Genomic DNA, 22236 nt, shown 5'->3' with positions numbered 1-22236 from the left:
TAAATAAAACTTAATATACATATCATAAATAAAAATTAATATAGTAATCATAAAATCATACATAAAATATAAACTCAAATTATTATTAATCATAAAATCATATAATATTAAAATCATATATTAATGTTTAATTGATAGAGGAGGAATTAAATGTTTAGTGATATCCCTGTTGATGTAAGTCCTATGCATGAAGGTGAAAGAATACGTGCAGCTAATATGTTTGTAGAATTAGCAGGCCCCAAATCTATTGGTGCAGAACTTGTTCAAGTCGATGATTCTATAAAGGATGGTAAATTTGAAGTCATTGGTCCAGAACTTTCTGAAATGACCAAAGGTGAAGTTTACCCATTTGGTATAAAAATAGATATTAAAGGTGAAAAGCTTGAAAAAGAGCTTGAAGGTGTTATTGAAAGAAGAACTCATGATTTATGTAACTATGTTCAAGGGTTCATGCATCTGAACCAGAGAGATCAGATTTGGTGTAGAGTGAGTATTGAAGCTTTAGATTCTGGATTTAAACTTTTAGACTTAGCTAAAGCTCTTGGAATATTATTTAAAGAAGAATTTCCAATTATTGAAGAAATTTCAGTTACAATTTTAACTAATGAAGAAGATGTTAAAGAATTTGTAGATGGTGCTCATGATATTTACGCTGCAAGAGATGAAAGAGCAAGAGAATTATCTGATGAAGATGTTGATGTGTTTTATGGGTGTTTAATGTGTCAATCGTTTGCTCCTACTCATATGTGTGTTGTGACTCCTGATAGAACTGCTTTATGTGGGGCTATTAATTGGTTTGATTGTAGAGCTTCTGCTAAAATGGACCCAGATGGATCAATTTTTGAAATAGAAAAGGGTGAAGTTTTAGACGATGTTAAAGGCGAATATTCTAATGTTAATGAAGTGATAGCTCAAAAAACACAGGGTGAAACTGATAAAGTATATCTTCACAGTGTTTTTGAATATCCTCATACTTCTTGTGGTTGTTTTGAAGCTGTAGCTTTTTATATTCCTGAATTGGATGGTATTGGTATTGTTGATAGGGATTTTTCTGGTGAAACTCCTTTAGGAATTCCATTTTCATCAATGGCGGGACAATGTTCTGGTGGAAAGCAAGTTGAAGGGTTCACTGGATTGAGTTTAGAATATATGAGATCACCTAAATTTTTACAAGCTGATGGAGCATATGAAAGAATTGTTTGGATGCCTAATTCAATTAAAAATTCTTTAGAAGGTTTTATTCCAGATGATATGTTTGATAAAATAGCTACTGATGAAGATGCTACATCTGTTAATGATATAAAAGAATTTTTAAAGGATAAAGATCATCCTATTCTTGAAAGGATTGCTAACTTAGGTGCTGATGATGTTGATGAAGATGATGAATATTCTGAAGATGAAAATTTAGTATCTCAAGATGAAACTATGGGTCAAGAATTTGTACCTGTAGCTACTGCTCCTGAAATGGCTATGCCTATGTCTGGGGGAGTTAAGGTCATTTTCAAAAATGCAAAAATATATGCTGAAAAAGTTATAATCAAAAAAAGTAAAAAATAATAATTAATTGATTAGATTGATATTTTAATAATTTAGATATTATTTTAATAATATAGATATAAATTAAATTTCTATAAATTAAATTTCTGTAAACTAAATCTCTGTGTGATAAATTGATAATTGCTGTTAGTGGAAAAGGTGGAACTGGTAAAACTTTGGTTTCATCCATCTTAGTTAAATTATTATCTAAAACAGGAAAAGATCTTCTTGTTATTGATGCTGATCCTGACTCAAATATTCCTGAATCTTTAGGAATTGATGTTGATAAGAGTGTTGGTGATGTAAGGGAGGATCTTAAGAAGGATATCAACAAAGGAAAAATTCCTTCTGGAATGAATAAATGGGATATTTTAGACTATAAAATCATGGAATCGATTGTGGAAACACCTGATTTTGATTTACTTATGATGGGTAGACCTGAAGGTAGTGGATGTTACTGTGCTGTCAATAATATGCTTAGAAAGATTATAGAAAATATTTCGTCTAATTATGATTTTATCGTGATTGATACTGAAGCAGGACTTGAGCATTTAAGTCGCAGAACAACACAAAGTGTTGATACCATGTTAGTAGTTTCTGATTCATCAAAAAGAGGATTGCACACGGCTTCAAGAGTTGGAAATTTATCTAAAGAATTAGAAATATCATTTGATCAAATTTATTTAATATTAAATAGGGTGAAACCTAGTAATGAAAAAGAGATATGTGAAAAATCAAAAGAAACAGGTTTAGACACAATTGGATTGATACATGATGATGATATTGTATCTAAGTTTGATATTGAGGGAAAACCTTTAATAGATCTTCCAGATGATTGTGAACCTGTTGAAATTATTAAAGAAGTTATTGATAAGATAATTTAGAATTAATTTAATCAAAAATAATCTAATCAAACCAAAATTATCTAAATCAAAACTAATTTAAATCAATAAGATTAATTAAAAATCATATTAGTTTATAATAATTATATTAAGGATGTGAATTTATGGATCAGATCAATCAGCTATTAAAGCTATTGGAAAATACGGAATCTATTGAGATTGATGAGTTTAGAATGGATTTCGAAGAGTTAGAAATAAATTTAGCTCCAGCTATTGCAAGAACAGTTCAACAAACTGTAGCTAGGCAGAATGCTATTGAAAAAAGTATTGAAAAGACTATGCTTAAAGCAGCAGAGTTTAAACCACCTATCAAAGAGTATCCTGGTAAAATTGCACAGGTTCAATTAGGAGCTGGATCAAGAAAACCAGTATATCTTGGAGGGCAAACATCACTTTATAGATTTGAGGAACCTCAACCAAATCCTCCAATTGTAACATTTGATGTTTTTGATATTCCTATGCCAGGATTACCTCGTCCAATAAGAGAACACTTTTCCGATGTTATGGAATCTCCTGGTGAATGGGCTAAAAAAGCAGTTAAAGATTATGGGGCTAATATGGTTACAATGCATTTGATTGGTACTGGTCCAAAAGTTATGGATAAGTCTCCAAGAGAAGGTGCTCAGGCTGTTGAAGAGGTTCTTCAGGCTGTTGATGTTCCTCTTGTAATAGGAGGTTCTGGTGATCCAGTTAAAGATCCCCTTGTTCTTGAAGCAGCTGCAGCTGCAGCTGATGGGGAAAGATGTTTACTTGCATCTGCAAATATGGATTTAGACTATCATAAAGTAGCTAAATCTGCTGTTGATTATGGTCATGCGGTTCTTTCATGGGCTATTACTGATGTTAATATGCAAAAATCCTTGAATAAATATTTAATGAAAGATGGATTAAAACAAGAAGATATTGTTATGGATCCTACAACTTGTGCTCTTGGTTATGGTATTGAATTTTCAATTGATGTTATTACAAGAACTCGTTTAGGAGGACTTAAAGGAGATCCTGATTTACAGATGCCAATGTCTTCTGGAACCACTAATGCTTGGGGCTCAAGGGAAGCATGGATGAAAAAAGATGAATGGGGGCCAACAGATTATAGGGGTCCTTTATGGGAGATTTTCACTGGTCTTACATTGATGCTAAATGGAGTAGATATATTCATGATGCTTCACCCAGAATCAGTAAGAATACTTAGAGAAATCGGTGAAACCTTTACTAAAGAATATTTAACCAGCCCAAGTCCAAATATAAATAATTGGATTATTGAGCTAGAATGATTAGGACATGATGGAGGTTTTATTATGGCTAAGGTTACTGCAATGGATGTTTATAAATTATTGCCTCAAACTAATTGTGAAGATTGTGGGGAAGCAAGTTGTATGGCTTTTGCAACTAAATTATCTGAAAAAGAAGCTGATTTAACTTTATGTACTGAATTGTCAGATAAAAAATTTAAAAAGCTTGATGATTTACTTGCTCCTGCTGTTAAAGAAATTATAATTGGAAAAGACGAAAAAGCTAGGATAATTGGTGGAGATGAAGTTCTTTATAGATATGAAGAATCTTATTATAATCAGACTGTTTTAGCTGTTGATGTTCCAGATGATTTGGATGATTCTGATTTTGAGAATAGGGTTAAAGAAATTGAAGATCTTGAATTTGAAAGAACTGGGGAGTTACTCAAACTTGATGCAATTGCTTTAAGAAACAAATCTGGTGATCCTGAAAAATTTGCAAACTGTGCTAAAAAACTCAAATCTTCTAAATATCCTGTATTTTTAGTTACTTTTGATCCAGTAGCTATGGAAAAAGCACTTGAATTTATTGGAACTGATCGTCCTCTAATTTACGCTGCAACAAAGGATAATATTTTTGATATGGCTGATTTAGCTACTAAATATCAATGTCCTATTACTGTATTTTCACCAGGGGATATTGAAAAGATGAAAGATTTAGTTTTCACTCTTAGGTCTAATGGGGTTGAAGATATTGTTCTTGATCCTGGTACTCTTACTGGTGATGCTATTGGTGATACTTTAGATAATTTTGTTATGAGTAGAAGGTTAGCTGTTGAAGATAAAGATGAAGACTTTAGATATCCTTTACTTGGTGTTCCAGCGTTAGTTAGATTAAATAATGAAGATGATGATATTAAAAAAGGAACTATGGAAGCAACAATTGCATCTACTTTAATGAATAAATATGCTGATGTTCTTATCCTTAAAGGTAGTGAAATTTGGGAGCTTATTCCTATACTTACTCTAAGACAAAGTTTATATACTGATCCAAGAAAACCTCAAGCAGTTGATCCAGGAATATATGAATTTGGTGATGTTGATGAGAATTCTGCTGTTTTACTTACTACAAATTTCTCTTTAACATACTATACTGTTGAGGGAGATTTAAAATCTGGAGATGCAAATTGTTATCTACTTGTTCTTGATACTGTAGGTAAAGCTGTAGATGTAGCTATAGCTGGAGGACAATTTGATGGGGAATCTGTAGCTGATTTAGTTAAGGATACTGGAATAGAAGACATGGTTAAAACAAGGAAATTAATAATTCCAGGTTTAGCTGCTCCTTTAAGTGGTGAAATTGAGGATGAAACTGGTTGGAATGTTATGGTTGGTCCAAGAGATTCATCTGCTGTCCCTGATTTTATAGATGAAAAATTTTAACAATCTATTAATTTGATCGTTGTTTAATTTTTTATTTATTTTTAATTATTTTTAATTATTTTTTAATTATTTAGATTTACTTTGGTGATTAAATGAAAACACTTATGGTCACAGACCCTCAAATGTGTACTGAATGTGAAGCATGTATTAATGCATGTAAAAAAACTTATGGAACTGCTAGAGCAAGAAAAACCGATTCAATTCCTATATTTTGTATGCATTGTCATCCTGATAAAGCTCCTTGTCGTAGAATTTGTCCTCATGATGCTATTGAGGTCATTGATGGTGAAGATGGGGAAACTTTAATTGTTAATGAAGAAAATTGTATACTATGTAAATTATGTGCAATTGCATGCCCTATAGGAATTATAGCATTCGATAAAGAGAAAAAATCAGCTGAAAAATGTACACTTTGCTTAGAATCTGATAATATAATTCCTGCATGTGTTGAAGCTTGTAAAGATAATGTTTTAAATGTATTTTCTATTGAAGATCTTCAAGAACTTAAAAATGATGAGAACTTGACTGAAGAACTTCAAGAAGCCATTAAAACTTTTAAATCTAAGTCTAGTTAATTTTCATTTTTTATTTTTAAATTTTTTAATTAGATTCTTTAATTCATTATAATATAACTTTATCATTTTTTACTTTTATCCCTTCATTAATGAGTATTTCTTTTTTAAGATTTATCCCTCCATTGAAACCAGTTAATTTCATATTAGAACCAATTACTCTATGACAAGGTATTATTATTGGTATTGGATTTTTGTTTAATGCATTTCCAACGGCTCTATATCCTTTACTTCCTATATTGTCCCCTATCTCTTTATATGTTTTTACTTCTCCTCTTTGTATTTTCATTGTTTCAATATACACTTTTTTCTCAAATTCAGTTGATTTAAGGCTGTTTAAGTCGATATATTCTGAAAAATCTATATTTTCATGTATTGATTTTTTTATCAAATTTTCTAAATCTTTACATTCTGTTAATTCTTCTTCTATTATTTCTTTTTCAGTTTTATAATCCATCAAGTCCCCATTCAAGGATACTTTCATCACTTTCCCATTTTTACAATATGCTTTAATATTTTCCATTTTAACACTTTTGATAGTTACTTTAGAAATTTCTATAATACTTATTTTATTTTTATTTTTCTTATTTTTTTTTTTTTTTTTTTAAAAAAAAAATTGAATTTAAGTTATATAATTTCGAAATTAGTTATATTAACTACTTTGTTAATATATTATTATTTATTAAATTATTTATATTTTTGAATTATTTATATTATTTCAAAACTTTAATAATTTTCAATAATATTAGTGTATATAATTAGAATATTTAATTAGAATATAAATACTCTAATAAATATAATTAGATTATTTATAATTAGATTATTTATATTGTATTGTGTGATATTATGAGTGATGATGATAATAAAAAATGTGTTGTTGATAGTGAAATAGAGATTAAAAGATTTGAAAATGATAAAATTGCTTTTAATTATCCTTCTAATTGGTATGAATTTGAAAATAAGAATAAAAATCCTGCAGAAGTGATAGCTATGAAGACTGATAAAGGGAAAGGCGGCACTTTTTCATTTTCAGTAGCTAATTCTGGAGGAAAAACAACTGAATATTGGAAAGATTTCATGGAGAATTTTCTTAAAGATATTGGAGCTAAAATTTTAGATTCTAAAATAAGAAACATTGAGGGTGTAAATATATTTGATTTTAGAAGTGAAATATCTAAATCTAATGTTTCTTCTTCTCAAAGACACATTGGATTTGTAAAAGAAAAAGCTTTTTTTTATTCTTTTTTTACTAGTTTAGATTTAGATTCATTAAAAGAAGATATTAATATTATGATTGGTTTTAAATAGTTTTATTCAATATTCTTATTATTTTTATTTATTATTTTTATTATTTTTAATTTTTACACTAGTTGTATGCTGTTTTTTTAAAATGTTAGCTAAATATATAAAAAAACCCAAGAAAAAGTAAATAATAACTTGAATATCAAGTATTCCAGTTTCAACTCCTAATATTGTATAGGTTAGAAGTAATCCATATAATGCTATGTAAAATGCGTCATTGGTTTTTTGTAATATTTTATATCCAATTCCTAATATAAACCCTAAAAGCCCCATTCCAATAGCAACTCCAAATTTACCAAAATCAACTAGCATTGGACCTATAAGGGTAGGAGTCACTGTTACTTCAGTTCTCCAGGCTATTAATTGACCAATCATCATCCTAGGTCCTAAATCACTACTACTAGGAATTGCACTAAGTGTTAATGCTCCATGTTTAATTCCAAAATTTCCAGAGATATAATTCAATAGATTTAACACATTCAGTGTAAAGTCAGCTCTACTTTGCAAAGTGTAAAATGGGCTAGTATAACTGGTTATTGTTAATTCTTCCATTGAACGGAAGTATCCAATTCCAATAATTAGTATAACTCCTGCCAATGCTCCTATGACTACTTCCCATACAGCTAATATTTTACCATAATATCCTATGATTATCATCATCAACAAAGAAGCTATTATTGGGGTTCTATATCCTAAAGAAAATAAAAAAAACCCACTGAAAGCTACAAGAACTAAAAATCTAAATCTCACTTGGCTTCTACTTAAAATCCCCCTTTTAAATTTATCTAAATAAACAGATCCTATAAGCCCTATTCCAGGTATCATTAAAAACACTGGCATAGTTAGTATTGGCTTTAAACCATAACGTAAGGAAGGTTTAAGGAGTGGAACTCCTCCAACTGATGCAATACTAAGAAAGAAAAATAGAACTCCTATTAAAATCAGACAAAAGCCTATTGAATATACATCTTTTGGATTAAACTTTATAAATGAGTCTTTAGTGTAATTCTTAAAAAAATATTTTGGTATAATAACCGAACCAACAATAAATGAAATAAAAGCAATAGCTATACTAATCTGTAAATCAAAAGATATTGGGCTAAGAGATAATATTAAAAATATTGAAAAGGTTAGAACGATTATGATAGGGTGGAAAATATGATTTTTAACTATATTGTTCTTTTTAAAGAAGCTTAAAAATTTTTCATTGGGGTATAAACTTTTAAAATAGCTATTTACCCATTGATTTTCTATAAATCTTGCAAATGAAAAGATAATAGTAAATAAAAGTGATTTTCTAAATATTTTTTCAATTTTTCTACTTAAATATGTAGCTATTGAATATAATCCACTCATTATATCACTTTTTAAGTTATTTGCTTAATTAATTATATATTAAACTATTTTAGTACTAAAAGTTTCATTACTATATTTTTAGTGCTAATAACTAACAATAGTCTTAATTATAATAACTAATAACACTTTCGTTATTAATAATTTTAGTACTAATAACTAATAATAGTTGTATTACTAATAAAAATAGTTTTAATAGCTTATGTTCTAAGTTACCTTTCTAATGTTTAAAACATTAAAATTGTTTTCTATTGTTTTAATGTCTTCAGGTGTTGAATTGTATATTCTAATCGTTATTAATCCTGTTTCTCCATTTATTGTTCCAAAAATATTTGAAGCCATATTTATTTCATTAGGGCTTGCCATTATAATTTTGATTTGGTCATAAATATTTTCTGATACTGAAGTTACTGATTCTTTTCTTCCATTTAGGAACATTTTATTGTATAAATCTTGATAAGTTTTACTATCTTTTTCATCAGTTGCTATTTTAGTTGTAACTGTGTAATTAGTTTCATTTCCTATTTCCCTTGCTAATTCACTTAATGTACTAATGTTTTTAGGAGCTACTTCAATTTCAGTAACATTTTTATATTTTGCACCACTAGTTTCTAGTGTTATATGTTCAGTATATATATCTGCAGGTTTTTCATCTTTATAAAGCCTTGCAAGTATTGGTTTCCCACTTTGATCTCCATCAACATCTATTAATATCTGTACATTAGCCCCATAGTCATCATCTACCCATACTACAGTTCCATACAATTCCTGATATTCTCCAGATGTAGCATTATATCCTCCAATGTGTGTTTTTACTATTTGTCCATCTTGATAAAATGATAAATATTTTTCAGCAAATTTGTTCATTGAAGAAGAATCAAAAGAAATTGATTCTGTTTTATCTTCATTTCCCCCTGTATACATAAAAGCAAAAACAACAGCTCCTATAATACATATTATTATTAAAGCATCAATTATTGTTATTTTTTTTAGGATACTTTTGAAATTAGGTTTTTTCATATTTAACCCTACCTTATGTTATAAATGATTAGTGACTTGTTATTATCAAATTTTTAATTAATTATTTTTAATTGATTATTTTATATTTTATTAGTAATTTTTTTAAAATAATTTAATATGATAATAAATGATAATAGAATTTTTATATATTATAAATAAAATTATATATCTTATAAATAAAATTATAACTAATATTTAATTTTTATACTAATAAATTTTTTTATAATAAATTTTTATACTTTTTTTGTTTATAGGATAGGTATATTTTTAATTTTTTATTTTTAAGAGATTTATTAATTAATATTATAATAATTAAAAATTATAATTAAAAAATAGATTAGTAGTATAATTTAGTAGTATATAATTTAGTAGTATAGTTTGTAATGTTTTAATAATATTATAAAATTAATCTATTTTTTAATTATACTATTTTTAATAATAAAACTTCTCTTAATTTGATACTTATAATAATTAAAATTCATATCATTAATTTATTAGTCTGTCTAAAATTATTTTTTTAATTGAAGATTATTATAAAATAATTAAACCAATGTTAATCTATAACTTCTTCATCTTCAATGATACATCCCATAGGACATACTTGTTGACATTCTCCACAATTTTCGCATCCTTCTTGGATAATCATTTTAAACCCTTTCTTTTTTATTAATCCTAGGGGGCATGATTCAATGCATATTTCACATACTCCACATTCTGACATGTTAATTTTCATTATACCACCATACATTTTTAGGGTAAAGTTTATATACTAAAATATTCAAATATTTGAATGCTGTAATATCAATTGCAGATACTTATTTAAAATTATTATTATAAATAATTTATATTTCAAAATATAAATGTTTATCAGTTTTTAGATTCTTACGATATGATTGTATATCTTATTTAATATGATAATATTATTTATTATATAATTGTTTTATAATCTGAAATAGTATGATTTAAATTTAGAGCCATAATCTAAATTTAGATAATATAATTTAAAATAATTAATTTAAAATAAAAAATTTAGAATAAAAACATTAATTTTATATATTATGATGAACAACTAATGTTGTTGTATATTTATATGCAGGGGTGCCCGAGCGGCCAAAGGGGGAGGACTTAAGATCCTCTGGCGCAGGCCTTCGAGGGTTCGAATCCCTTCCCCTGCACTTTAAACTAATATAAATCAAAATTGCCTTAGTGGCTCAGCCGGTAGAGCGATACCTTGGTAAGGTATAGGCCGGGGGTTCGAATCCCCCCTAAGGCTTTTTTGAATGATTGTTTTTAATAATATCATTAGTTACATTAATTATTAGATTTAAGTAATAATCTAATCAAATAATAAGTTAAGTAACGTTATTTCATTAAATAAAAATATTTTTTTTTAAATATATGAATTTTAGCTATTTTCATGATATGTTATTTTTATCATCTTTGATTGACTAAGATATTAACTTTATTATTATACTATCTATGATGATAAAATTTATTATATTATTAGTAATAAATATAAAAATCAATAATATAAAAACTAGAAATATAAAAGATAGTAATATAAAGATTTTTAATAAAGATAATAATTAGTGTAAATATAAATATTCATGTTTTAACTATCATTTTAATTGATTGATATTACTTTATTAAAATATTAGTAATACTTTAAATTATTTAATACTATTTTCTTAAAATAATATATTATTAAAATAGTTTATTATTAAAATATTGTATTATTAAAATAGTGTATCTTAGAATATTGGTTTATTAAATTATTTTATAGTATTTAAATGAAGGAATAATATGTCTAAATCTTTTGATATAATAATGGCAGGATTAATATCTGGTATAGTTGCTTTAACAACCTCTTTTTTAGGTCTTGCTGGAACTGTTATAGGGGCAGTTTTAGGAGCTATATTATATCAAGTGCTCTCTATATTCATAAAAGAACCTCTTGAAAATTCTACTATACGTAAAGTTGAAAATGGGCTGGTATTTATCATACCATTAGTGTTAATAGCTATTTTTTTAGTAATTTTTATAATAGCTTTGCTCCATTCCTATTTAATATACTACCCTGACTTTTTAAATTTTTTTATTCAATTAGAACAGCTTACTAATAATAATCTTGTTAGATTTATGGGTATTGGCTTAATTTTAATGGGTATTTATCCGCTAATTCAACCTAAAGTGATTAAAAGAGAATATGGTTTTATAATTCTTATTTTAGGAATTGTTTTATTGATTAGGGGTCTTTTAGATCTTGATTCAGAACTATTTTACTTGTACACTAATTTATTAAACTTTTTTGATGTGTTTTTAGTCATAGTTATCTTTTTAATCTTAATATTTGTAATAATTAAGATATTCTTAGAATCAGTGTTGTTGTATATGAGAAGGAATAGTAGTTTGAATATATTTAATTCTAAATCAGGAAATATAAATAATACTAATGATCAGGATGATGATGGAACTATTGATTATAGAAGTATAGAATATAAATATATGAATTATGATAATATGGATTATGATGATTTAAACAATATAACTAATGATTTGGATAATAATTTGGATAAAGATCTGAATAATAATTTAAATAAGAATCCAAATAAATATCTGGATAAAAATCTAAATAAAGATTTGAATAAGGATTTGAATAAGGATTTGAATAAGGATTTGAATAAGGATTTGAATAAGGATTTGAATAAGGATTTTGATAGTAAAATTAATCAACCTAATAATAAAGGAAAAATTGATAAAAAAGATTCTACTCAATCAAATAAAGATCAATACAATAATAATGTAAATAACAAAATTATATCTTCTAATGAAGTTATAAAATCTAATAAAGTTAAAAATTCTAATAAAACTATTAAATCTGATAAAACTAGTACTATGTCTAAAAATAGAAAATATTTCAAGCATTGATTCTTTAGATTATTTTTTTTGTAAGTTATAGGAAAAAACTTTATGATAATGGTTTATAAAATGAAAAAAAATAATAAAACTCTTAAAGATATATTGGATATTATTTTATATGATAATCCTGCTACTCAGGATGAAATTGCTCAAAAGCTAGGTGTAAGTAGGCGTTATGTCACTCAATTACTTAAACCTTTAATAGATAAAAAAATTGTAAAAAGAGCATATATTCTTGATTTAAAGAAATATGAAGAATTTGCTGAACCGATTGGGGAAGATTTTTCATCAAAAGACCATTCTGCGACATTTTTAATTAAAGGAATGTTACAAACTATGGAAGAACATGTTTTAAAACAATTAAAAACAGCTTTCACTGCTTTAATAGAAAATAATATTGATAAAGCAGAATTAGCAATGGAAATGGATTATACAACTAATAATATGTTTGAAAAAATACGATCTTCAGTTGATACTGTTGTCAGTATTGATCCTTCTACTCAATTTTCAAAAACACTTATTTTTAATGAGATTGCTTATGATTTAGAACGTATTGGTGATTATTCTGATCATTTTTCAAAGTTTACTATAAATGAAAATACTGAGGAAGTTAATGAGGCTATTTTAGATTTATTAAAATCTATGTATAAATCTATAAATAAAATGATACAAAATTCTATGAAAGCTTTTTTAAATGGAGAATTATCTCTTAAAGGAGATATTATGGATCTTGAAGAGAAAATTCATAGTTTACAGAAAAAAGCTCTTAATTGTATAGCTATTGAGATGGCTGAAACCTCATTTGAAGATAAAACTGAGTCTACTTATTATATTTATCTATCTCGGCTTGTTAAATCCTTTGAAAGGATTGGAGATATTTGTGTTGAAATATTAGATGCTGCAACTGAATTCCACAAGAATATTCCTCGTCCTACTGTTCCAAGGAGCTTTAGAAAATAATATTATTAAAAAATAAAAAATTTAGACAAATCTTAAATATAAAATATTCTAAATAAAAGATTTTTATAAAAAACTTTTAATAAAAAATTTTTAATAGTTTTCATGAAAAATAGTTAAGAAGTTGATCTGATAAAAATAGAATACTGTTTCATTGTTTTTTATCCTTATCCATATATTCTTTTATCTTTTTATCTTCCCAATCTTCTCCAAATATTTTATTTTTAAAAACAAATATTCTTAAAAATTGTAATACTATGAATATTCCCCATATAACAACTACAAATAAAAACCACCAAAATCCTGGTGAAAAAATTAAATTTATTATGAATAAAAAGATATTTATTATAATATATGAAATTAAGCTTCTATAGAAAATTTTAACTTCTTTTACTCTTTTTTTAGCATTATAATAGCTTTTTTTATCATAATTTTCCATACAATCTCCTCTTCTATATCATCACCTAAAAATATAGGCTTATATGATAGAATTGCATATTTAATACATTTATCTATTTAATACATATTTATATGCTTAATATATATTTAATGCATATTGGTATACTTATATATATTATTAATTTTATATAAATTTTTTATATTCAATTTCTTATTCAATATTTTCATATTCACTTTTTTATATTCATTATTTTTTTTATAAATATGTTTATGCTTTGATTTTATTGTTTATTTTCTATTTTAAGCTCTTTAATTAAGATTTTATTAATCTTTTATAGATATGTTTTTTATAAATTGCATTTTTAGAGTTTTTTTTTATTTATGAGTATTAATTCTTTTTTGGCTTTTTAGTGATATTGTAGTTAGATAATAATTTGATGAATTTTATTTCACTTTTTATGAACTATGTTTTTTCTTTTTTTATTTTTTTAATAATTTTTTCATACTTTTTTATTTTTTTTATATGATTGTTCCTATTATGTGTACTATTGTTCACATAGTAGTAAATTTTATATACTAAAAATTGTAACTTATTTTTGAGGTGTAAAAAATATGAAAAAAAATAATATAATCCTAATAATAGTCGTTGTTGCTATAATAGCTGTAGTTGCGATGATATTTGCAAGTGGTGGTAGTGCTACTACTATTGATGTTGTTGGATCAACATCTGTCCAGCCTGTTGCAGAAAAACTTGCTGAAACTTATCAATCATCTCACGCTGATGTTAAAATCAATGTTCAAGGTGGAGGTTCAAGTGTAGGTATTAAAAGTGCTCAAGATGGAACTGCTGATATTGGTACAAGTTCTAAAGAGTTAAAAGCTGATGAAAAGAAAGGTTTAACTGAATATACTCTTGGTCAAGATGGTATTGTTATAGCTGTAAATAATAATAATTCTGTTTCTGGTCTTACAACTGAACAACTTAAAGATATTTATTCTGGTAAAATAACCAATTGGAATGAAGTTGGAGGTTCAGATGCTCCGATTCATTTAATAACTCGTGAAGATGGTTCTGGCACATTAGATGCATTTGAAGCTATTGTAATGGGTAAAGATACAAAGATAAAATCTGATGCAATTGTTCAAAGTTCTACTGAAGCTGTTAAACAATCTGTTAAACAAGATCCTGATGCTATTGGTTTTGTATCATATGCACATATGAGTGATGATGTTAAAGCATTAACTATTGGTGGTGTTGCTCCTAGTGATGTTACAATAGGTGATGGTTCTTATGAATTACAAAGACCATTCATTTTTCTTGTTAAAGGAACTCCTACTGGTGATGTAAAAGAGTTTATCGATTGGGTAATGAGTTCTGAAGGAACAAAAGTTTTAAATGATGAAAAGATTGTAAAATCTTCTAATCAATCCTATTCCAGTTAAATCTTTATTTAAAACTTTAAAGTCTTTTAATTAAAAGTATTAGATTCATTAGAACTTTTTAAATTTGTTTAAATAAATTCTAATGACTAATAAATTTTAATTAAATTCTAATGCTTTTAATAAATTTTAATAATTAAAATAACTAATAATAATTTCTATATTTCAATTAAAATCTTAAATTATTATTTTATAATCAGATTAGTGCTGATTATTACTTATAAAATATAAATAAATCTATGAATCATTATATTTTCTCAAAATGAACATTAATTATTGATAAATTTGCTTAATAATAATAGTAAGGATTTTTATCTTTTCATTTATATTTTTCGATTATAGCTGAACCTTAATTTTTAAATAGTTCCAAGTTGAACTAAAAATTAAGGTGATGTTATGAACTCAAAATATAAGGGAATAATCATTCTTGCCATAATTGTTATCTTGGCTTTTTTATTGATTAATCCTGGCACAGACTACGAAAGAATTGATATTGTAGGTTCTACTTCTGTACAACCTTTAGCAGAAAAATTAGCAGAAAACTATATGAAATCTCATGAGGGAGTAAGAATTTACGTTCAAGGTGGTGGCTCTGGAATGGGTATAAGAAGTACAGACCAAGATCTTGCAGATATTGGTATGAGTTCAAAAGAACTTTCCCTTGAAGAAAAAAAGAACATTACTGAAGTCCCAATTGGAAAAGAAGGTATTGTAATAGCTGTAAGTAATCAGAATAATATTTCAAAACTGTCTATAGAACAAATAAGAGATATTTTCAATGGAAAAATAACTAATTGGAAAGAATTAGGTGGAAAACCAGGAGAAATTAATGTTATAACTCGTGAAGAGGGATCTGGTACAAGATCTGCCTTTGAATCTATTGTCATGGATGATACAAAGATAAAAAATTCTGCTGTTGTTCAAAGTTCTACTGAATCTGTAAAACAATCTGTTGCAAGTGATCCTAATGCCATTGGGTTTGTTTCTTTTGCACATATGAGTGATGATGTTAAAGCAATCTCTGTAAATGGTACTTCACCTTCTGAAGAAACAATTTATAATGGGGATTATCCTTTACAAAGGCCTTTCTTGTTTCTTATTAAAGGAACTCCTACTGGTGAAGTAAAAAATTTTATTGAATGGATTAAATCTCCAGCTGGAATTGAAATTATTAAGGAAGATAAGATAATTCCTATTTGATGTGATATGTTCACGAATTATGAATATTTGTTAATTTCAAAAATTATTTAAATCAAAAAGTAATAATTAAAGAATTATTATTATTAAGATTATTATTAAGATTATCTATTAAGACTATTATTAAAATTATTATTAAAAGTTATTATCAATGATCATTATTAAAATATTACTAAAAATTATTAACTAAAAACTATTATTAATACTATTAAAGATGTTAAAAATGATATTAAAATACTATTGAACATTATTATTAAAATATTATCAAATATTATTATTAAAAATCAAAATAATACTTAAGGGATTATTATGGAAAGAAATAGATTTTCTGAATTCTTAATAGAAAAGGGGTTATTTATAACAGCTATTTTTTCTATTATTATAATTCTTCTAATTGTTTCATTTATATTAATTGAAGGACTTCCAGCTTTTGAAGATTATGGTTTCTTTCGTTTTTTATTTGGAATGACGTGGGCTCCGAATGATGGTGATTTCGGAGTTTTTGCTATGATTATAGGATCAATTTATGTGACAATGTTGTCTTTATTAATGGCTGTGCCATTATCACTTCTTTGTGCTATATTCATGGCTGAAGTAGCTCCAAACAATGTTAGACGTATTTTAAAACCAGTTATTGAAACTTTATCAGGAATTCCTTCAGTTGTTTATGGATTTTTTGGTTTAATTGTTTTAGTTCCACTCATAAGGACTTACTTTGGAGGTACTGGTTTCAGCATGTTTACTGCTGCTATTATTCTAACAGTCATGGTTTTACCTACAATTATAACAATATCTCAAGATTCATTAAGAGCAGTTCCTCAAGAATATAGGGAAGCATCTTTTGGGCTTGGAGCAACTAACTGGCAGACAATACGACACATCATATTTCCCGCAGCACTTCCAGGAATTATAACTGCAATAATTTTAGGAATGGGTAGAGCAATTGGAGAGACATTAGCTGTTATTATGATTGCAGGTAATGTTGTTCAAATACCAGGATCTATATTTGATCCTGTAAGAACTTTAACTGCTAATATTGCTTTAGAAATGGGTTATGCAACAGGTCTTCATTATAATGCATTATTTGGAACAGCAATAGTTCTTTTCTTAATAATCATGATACTACTATTAATTGCAAACTATATACAACATAAATATAAGGTTGATGTTGGAGGAGGATATTTATGAGTGGATTAAATTTTCAAAAAATATTATCTCCAAAGACTTCTCAAAAAATAATGAATTCAATCTTTGTAATTTCAGGACTCGTAACAATATTAATCTTAATAATTATATTAGGTTATATTCTGATAAGAGGACTTCCAGTTGTAAATCTTGGATTTATATTTTCAAATCCAATTGATTCAGGAGCATCTGGTGGAATCTTTCCAATGATTGTTTCTAGTTTATATGTTACTCTTATTGCAGGTATAGTTGCAACACCTCTTGGTGTTGGTGCCGCAGTATACCTTGTTGAATTTGCTGGTGAAAGTAAAATCACTAAACTTATTAGATTTGGTGCAGAAACTCTTGCTTCAATCCCTTCTATTGTTTATGGTTTATTTGGTTTAGCATTTTTTGTTATTGCCGTGGGGCTAGGATGGTCAATCATATCTGGTGGATTAGTATTAGCTATAATGGCACTTCCAACAATATTTCAGGTTTCAGAAGTTACAATTTCTTCAATACCTAGTTCTTATCGTGAGGGTAGCTACGGTTTGGGTGCAACAAAATGGCAAACAATTTATAGAGTAGTGCTTCCAGCTGCAATACCTGGTATTGTAACTGGTGTAATTCTTGGAATGACTAGGGCTATTTCAGAAGCAGCTGCAGTAATGTTTGCAGTTGGAGCTTCTCTTTCAATGCCTTTATCAATATTTGACCCTGGAAGACCATTACCACTTCATTTGTATATATTAGCTACTGAAGGTATTTCTCTTGAAAATGCTTTTGGAACAGCTGCAGTTCTTGTTATAATCGTATTGGCATTAACTATAACTACAAACTATTTAGTGGATAGATATCAAAGGAAAATTATGGGGAGATAATTAGCTATAAAGATAATTATTTTAAATATATTTTACATATATTTAGATATATTTAAAGATATATTAAATAAATTTTAGATAAATTTTAGATAGATTCTGGGAATGTATCAAAGAACTTGAAATTAAATTTACATTATATAATATTTAATTTATTACATAAATTTATATTAAACATATAATTACACTATAATTAATTTATACATATAATTAACTTAACAAAGGGGTTAATAATGAATAGAATTGAAGTAGAAAACTTAAATGTATATTTTGGGGATGCTCATATTCTTAAAGATATTAATACAGGTATTCCAAAAAATACTGTTACTGCACTTATAGGTCCTTCTGGTTGTGGTAAATCTACATTTATTAGGACTATTAATAGAATGAATGATTTAATTCCTAGCTTTTCACATACTGGTAATGTATATCTTGATGGTAAAGATGTTTATGATCCTAAAATGGATGTTGTAGACCTTAGAAAAAAAGTAGGAATGGTTTTTCAGAAACCAAACCCATTTCCTAAGTCAATATTTGAAAATGTTGCTTATGGTCTTAGAATTCATGGAATAAGTGATGATGATGCTATTTCTGCAAGAGTAGAAGAAAGTTTAAGAGCTGCTGCATTATGGGATGAAGTTGAAGATAAACTTGATAACTCTGCTATGGGATTATCTGGAGGTCAACAACAAAGATTATGTATTGCTAGAACAATAGCTAATAATCCTGAAGTTATACTAATGGATGAACCTTGTTCTGCTTTGGATCCCATTTCAACCACTAAAGTGGAGGATTTGATTCATAAACTTAAGAGAGACTATACAATTCTTATTGTAACTCATAATATGCAACAAGCTACAAGAGTTTCTAAATATACATCATTCTTTTTAAATGGAGAGATTATTGAAAGTAACTTAACTGATAAACTTTTTGTTGATCCTAAAAATAAGAAGACTGAGGATTATATTACTGGTAGATTTGGTTAATACAATCTTTGTAAACAAAAAGACATGAAAATTTTATAAAATTATTAAAATAAATTATTGAAATATTTCTATTAAAATAATATATTAAAATAAAACTATTAAAATAAAAATATTAAAATAGAGCTATTAAATTAAAACTATTAATTTAATAAATTATATAATGATTGAAATTCATTTTTTAATCAGTTATTTAGCTATCTATTGATTCGATAACTATTTATTGTAAAATAAAGATAATTTATAATAATTAGATTATTTGGAATTAAGATTTAATTTAAAAATCCATTTTAAATCTTAATAATTTTTAATTTAAAAAAGTTGATAATTTGATACTTTAAACAAATTTAACAAGGGGATGTGCTTGATGGATAAAGAATATCCAAGAATATCATTTAAAAATAGAATAAACAATGTGAAAGATGAAGCAGAAAAGATGGGACAAATGGTAATGGAAACTCATCGTAGTGCTATTACCTTACTTAATGATTATGATGAAAAAATAGCTGATGAAGTAGTTGAGAAAAGTAAAGAAATTGATCAAGCTGCTTTTGACTTAGAGAGAAGATGTATTAAGTTTATAGCTGTTGAACAACCAGTTGCTGGAGATTTAATGTTTATTGAATCTACTATAAGAGTAAGTAGTCATATGAAAAGAATTGGTTATTTAGCTTCTAATATAGCTGATTTATCTGTTTTAATTAAGGATGTGTCTGTCCCAGATAAATTAATGGAAGATTTACAATATATGGCAGATTATGTCCAAATGATGTTAAGTAAAGGATTTTATGCTTTCTTAAATCAAAATTTAGATACTGCAAAAGAGCTTAGAAATGATGATGATAAAGTCGATGATTTATTTGATTCAATATTAGAACAAGTCACAGATAATATGTTTGAAGATAAAGAAAATATTAATCAAACTATTAATCTAATATTTATAGCTAGATTCCTTGAAAGGATTGCTGACAGGGCTGTAGATATTGGTAGGAGAACAATATTTATGATGACTTTTAAAAAACCTAAAAACTAATCATAAAACTAATAATTAGGCTAATAATTAGACTAAATATTAAATTAACTATTAAACTAATTATTAAACTAATTTTTAATTTTTTATATTCTAATATTATTAACATTCCTAATATTTTTAATATTCTCAATATTTTTATATATTTCTAATACTTTTAAATAAGATAATTAATATTTTTAATTAATATTTTTTATAATAACTTCTATAATAAATAATATTCTAATAAATATTCCATAATTTTTAATTAATTTATTTTAACCTTGCTGTAGCGTGTCTATGTGCCCAACATTGAATACATACTCCAATAGGAAGTCCTGCAGTATGTGTAGAAACTTTTTTGACTTTAACACCTAATGCAGTTGTTTTACCGCCCAATCCCATTGGACCAATTCCACTATTATTTATTTCTTTTAATATTGAATCTTCTAGTTTATTAAGTAGAGGGTCTGGATTTTTATCTCCTAATTTTTCAAGAAGTGCTTTTTTAGCGGTTTTCAAAGCAAGGTCTGAGGTTCCACCTATTCCAACTCCAACTACAATTGGGGGGCATGGTTTTCCGCCAGCTTTTAAAACAGTTTCGACTACAAAATTTTTTACTCCTTCTATACCTTCTCCTGGTAAAGCCATTTTCAAAGCATTATTATTCTCAGATCCAAATCCTTTGGGGAGTATTGTAAATTCAATATAATTTTCATTTATTAATTCTATGTCAATTTGAGGAATCATTGTTCCACTATTGTTACCACTATTTTCTCTTGTTATAGGATCCACTATATTTGGTCGAAGGGGTGTTTTTTTTGTTGCTTTTTGAACTCCTTTTATTATCCCATTGTATATTGTTTCATAAATATTGTTATCTTCAAATTCAACTTTCCCAATTTTTACAAAAATTATAGGCAATCCTGTATCTTGACACATTGGAATTGCTTTTTTTTCTGCAACTTCAATATTTTTTAAAATAGCTTCAATATTTAGCTGGGGTAATTCATCATTCTCTACTTTAAGAGCAGATTCTAACGATATTTTAACATCTTCTGGTAAACTTATTGCTGCTTTTTTGTAAAGTTGACAAATTGTATCTTCAACTTTTTTTTCTGTAATCATCTCTTATTCCCCTTTAATTGTTATATTGAATTTCTAAAAATAGTGAGTATCTATAAACTTTATTTGTAAAATTTAGTATATTAAATTTATCATATTTTAATATTGAATATGAGGTAATTATGAGATTATAATTAATAATTTTATAATATAAAAATTGAATCGATTATATTTTGTATAATTAATTTATAATAGTTTGTTTTAATTTATATAATATTTCAGTTTAGGATTAAATAGAAATATTAAAATATTATAAAATGATTTTTAAGTAAAATTAGTAAAATTAGTAAAATTAGTAAAATTAGTAAAATTAGTAAAATTAGTAAAATTAGTAAGAAGTTATTACTTCATAACTCCTTTTAATCTTTTAAGTTCATTAGCTATTTTATTTTGTTTTTTAGAAACCATATCTATGGAATTATTACTAAGTGCATTTGTTGGACAAGATTCTACACATTTTTGGGTTTCTTCATTTGTGCAAAGATCACATTTTTTTGCTAGACCAATCTCATCCATAGAAATTGCCCCAATTGGACAAACATCTCTACACATTCCACATCCAATACATTTATCACCATTAATAACTATTGCCCCACCAAGTTCTTCAATAGCTCCTTCAGGGCATATATTTAAACAAGGTGCTTTTTCTGGTGTACAATGCATGCAAAATAGAGGTACTCCTTCATTTACTCTGATTGCATTCATTGGACAATTTCTTTCACATTTTGCACAACTTACGCAGAGTTCTGGATTTGAAACTAATTCACTCATTTTTGTACCTTCTTATCAATCATTAATTAAT

The 22236-nt window shown here is 26.5% G+C and carries 21 protein-coding genes and 2 tRNA genes; 16 read left to right on the top strand and 7 right to left on the bottom strand.

All coding sequences use genetic code 11. The features are described 5' to 3' along the window. Positions 1–150: 150 nt before the first annotated feature. The 5 genes from cdhC to MarbSA_RS04325 all read left to right on the top strand — a co-directional run bounded on the left by cdhC (position 151) and on the right by MarbSA_RS04325 (position 5688). Positions 151–1557, top strand: coding sequence for a CO dehydrogenase/CO-methylating acetyl-CoA synthase complex subunit beta (gene cdhC, locus MarbSA_RS04345; RefSeq protein WP_221061936.1), 1407 nt, complete (start codon positions 151–153; stop codon positions 1555–1557). 113 nt (positions 1558–1670) lie between these two features. Next, positions 1671–2420: an ATP-binding protein gene (locus MarbSA_RS04340; RefSeq protein ID WP_221061935.1), complete on the top strand. Its 750-nt coding sequence runs from the start codon at positions 1671–1673 to the stop codon at positions 2418–2420. Between the two features lie 122 nt (positions 2421–2542). After that, positions 2543–3712 (top strand): CO dehydrogenase/acetyl-CoA synthase subunit delta, encoded by a 1170-nt coding sequence (gene cdhD, locus MarbSA_RS04335; protein WP_221061934.1) that lies wholly within the window; start codon positions 2543–2545, stop codon positions 3710–3712. A gap of 24 nt (positions 3713–3736) precedes the next feature. Beyond that, a complete protein-coding gene (gene acsC / locus MarbSA_RS04330) occupies positions 3737–5113 on the top strand; it encodes an acetyl-CoA decarbonylase/synthase complex subunit gamma (RefSeq protein ID WP_221061933.1) in 1377 nt (458 codons plus the stop codon). A gap of 92 nt (positions 5114–5205) precedes the next feature. Continuing rightward, positions 5206–5688 carry a 4Fe-4S dicluster domain-containing protein gene (locus MarbSA_RS04325; RefSeq protein WP_042702028.1) on the top strand — a complete coding sequence of 161 codons (483 nt, stop codon included), beginning with the start codon at positions 5206–5208 and terminating at the stop codon, positions 5686–5688. A 46-nt stretch (positions 5689–5734) separates the two neighbouring features. On the opposite strand, the gene MarbSA_RS04320 is transcribed toward MarbSA_RS04325, so the two are convergent. After that, a complete protein-coding gene (locus MarbSA_RS04320; protein ID WP_221061932.1) occupies positions 5735–6208 on the bottom strand; it encodes a methylated-DNA--[protein]-cysteine S-methyltransferase in 474 nt (157 codons plus the stop codon). A gap of 323 nt (positions 6209–6531) precedes the next feature. Between MarbSA_RS04320 and MarbSA_RS04315 the strand changes: the two genes are divergently transcribed. Further along, positions 6532–6993 carry a hypothetical protein gene (locus tag MarbSA_RS04315; protein ID WP_221061931.1) on the top strand — a complete coding sequence of 154 codons (462 nt, stop codon included), beginning with the start codon at positions 6532–6534 and terminating at the stop codon, positions 6991–6993. A gap of 24 nt (positions 6994–7017) precedes the next feature. Here the strand turns inward: MarbSA_RS04315 and MarbSA_RS04310 are convergent, their stop codons facing one another. From MarbSA_RS04310 to MarbSA_RS04300, 3 genes are all read right to left on the bottom strand, one after another. After that, positions 7018–8343 carry an oligosaccharide repeat unit polymerase family protein gene (locus MarbSA_RS04310; RefSeq protein WP_221061930.1) on the bottom strand — a complete coding sequence of 442 codons (1326 nt, stop codon included), beginning with the start codon at positions 8341–8343 and terminating at the stop codon, positions 7018–7020. Positions 8344–8547: 204 nt separating this feature from the next. Further along, a complete protein-coding gene (locus MarbSA_RS04305; RefSeq protein ID WP_221061929.1) occupies positions 8548–9360 on the bottom strand; it encodes an adhesin in 813 nt (270 codons plus the stop codon). 553 nt (positions 9361–9913) lie between these two features. Further along, positions 9914–10093, bottom strand: coding sequence for a 4Fe-4S binding protein (locus tag MarbSA_RS04300; protein ID WP_042702012.1), 180 nt, complete (start codon positions 10091–10093; stop codon positions 9914–9916). Between the two features lie 359 nt (positions 10094–10452). Between MarbSA_RS04300 and MarbSA_RS04295 the strand changes: the two genes are divergently transcribed. The 4 genes from MarbSA_RS04295 (at position 10453) to MarbSA_RS04280 (ending at position 13239) form a co-directional block, all read left to right on the top strand. Then, positions 10453–10535 (top strand) — tRNA-Leu (locus MarbSA_RS04295). Between the two features lie 25 nt (positions 10536–10560). Beyond that, positions 10561–10633 (top strand) — tRNA-Thr (locus MarbSA_RS04290). A 530-nt stretch (positions 10634–11163) separates the two neighbouring features. Then, positions 11164–12288, top strand: coding sequence for a CvpA family protein (locus tag MarbSA_RS04285; RefSeq protein ID WP_221061928.1), 1125 nt, complete (start codon positions 11164–11166; stop codon positions 12286–12288). Positions 12289–12348: 60 nt separating this feature from the next. Continuing rightward, positions 12349–13239, top strand: a complete 891-nt coding sequence (locus MarbSA_RS04280; protein WP_042704414.1) for a phosphate signaling complex PhoU family protein — start codon at positions 12349–12351, stop codon at positions 13237–13239. A 148-nt stretch (positions 13240–13387) separates the two neighbouring features. On the opposite strand, the gene MarbSA_RS04275 is transcribed toward MarbSA_RS04280, so the two are convergent. Further along, positions 13388–13675: a 2TM domain-containing protein gene (locus MarbSA_RS04275; RefSeq protein WP_221061927.1), complete on the bottom strand. Its 288-nt coding sequence runs from the start codon at positions 13673–13675 to the stop codon at positions 13388–13390. A gap of 572 nt (positions 13676–14247) precedes the next feature. Here MarbSA_RS04275 and MarbSA_RS04270 point away from each other — a divergent pair. The 6 genes from MarbSA_RS04270 to phoU all read left to right on the top strand — a co-directional run bounded on the left by MarbSA_RS04270 (position 14248) and on the right by phoU (position 20333). Beyond that, entirely contained in the window at positions 14248–15078 is an 831-nt protein-coding gene (locus tag MarbSA_RS04270; RefSeq protein WP_221061926.1) for a phosphate ABC transporter substrate-binding protein, read from the top strand. A gap of 393 nt (positions 15079–15471) precedes the next feature. Then, positions 15472–16275 carry a phosphate ABC transporter substrate-binding protein gene (locus MarbSA_RS04265; RefSeq protein ID WP_042702004.1) on the top strand — a complete coding sequence of 268 codons (804 nt, stop codon included), beginning with the start codon at positions 15472–15474 and terminating at the stop codon, positions 16273–16275. Between the two features lie 306 nt (positions 16276–16581). Beyond that, complete coding sequence (gene pstC, locus MarbSA_RS04260) at positions 16582–17460, top strand: phosphate ABC transporter permease subunit PstC (RefSeq protein ID WP_221061925.1); 879 nt, start codon at positions 16582–16584, stop codon at positions 17458–17460. Further along, a complete protein-coding gene (pstA, locus tag MarbSA_RS04255; protein ID WP_042702002.1) occupies positions 17457–18320 on the top strand; it encodes a phosphate ABC transporter permease PstA in 864 nt (287 codons plus the stop codon). Before pstC ends, pstA begins: the two co-directional genes overlap by 4 nt. A gap of 230 nt (positions 18321–18550) precedes the next feature. After that, entirely contained in the window at positions 18551–19303 is a 753-nt protein-coding gene (gene pstB, locus MarbSA_RS04250; RefSeq protein ID WP_221061924.1) for a phosphate ABC transporter ATP-binding protein PstB, read from the top strand. A 364-nt stretch (positions 19304–19667) separates the two neighbouring features. Then, a complete protein-coding gene (gene phoU, locus MarbSA_RS04245) occupies positions 19668–20333 on the top strand; it encodes a phosphate signaling complex protein PhoU (protein ID WP_054835164.1) in 666 nt (221 codons plus the stop codon). A gap of 249 nt (positions 20334–20582) precedes the next feature. Here the strand turns inward: phoU and MarbSA_RS04240 are convergent, their stop codons facing one another. Next, on the bottom strand, positions 20583–21437 hold the full coding sequence (locus MarbSA_RS04240) for a fumarate hydratase (protein WP_221061923.1): 855 nt from the start codon (positions 21435–21437) through the stop codon (positions 20583–20585). 339 nt (positions 21438–21776) lie between these two features. Continuing rightward, on the bottom strand, positions 21777–22205 hold the full coding sequence (locus MarbSA_RS04235) for a 4Fe-4S dicluster domain-containing protein (RefSeq protein WP_054835163.1): 429 nt from the start codon (positions 22203–22205) through the stop codon (positions 21777–21779). Positions 22206–22236: the final 31 nt, after the last annotated feature.

Source organism: Methanobrevibacter arboriphilus, from assembly GCF_019669925.1.
GTDB classification, from domain to species: domain Archaea; phylum Methanobacteriota; class Methanobacteria; order Methanobacteriales; family Methanobacteriaceae; genus Methanobinarius; species Methanobinarius arboriphilus_A.
This window is presented reverse-complemented; position numbering and strand designations above follow the sequence as displayed.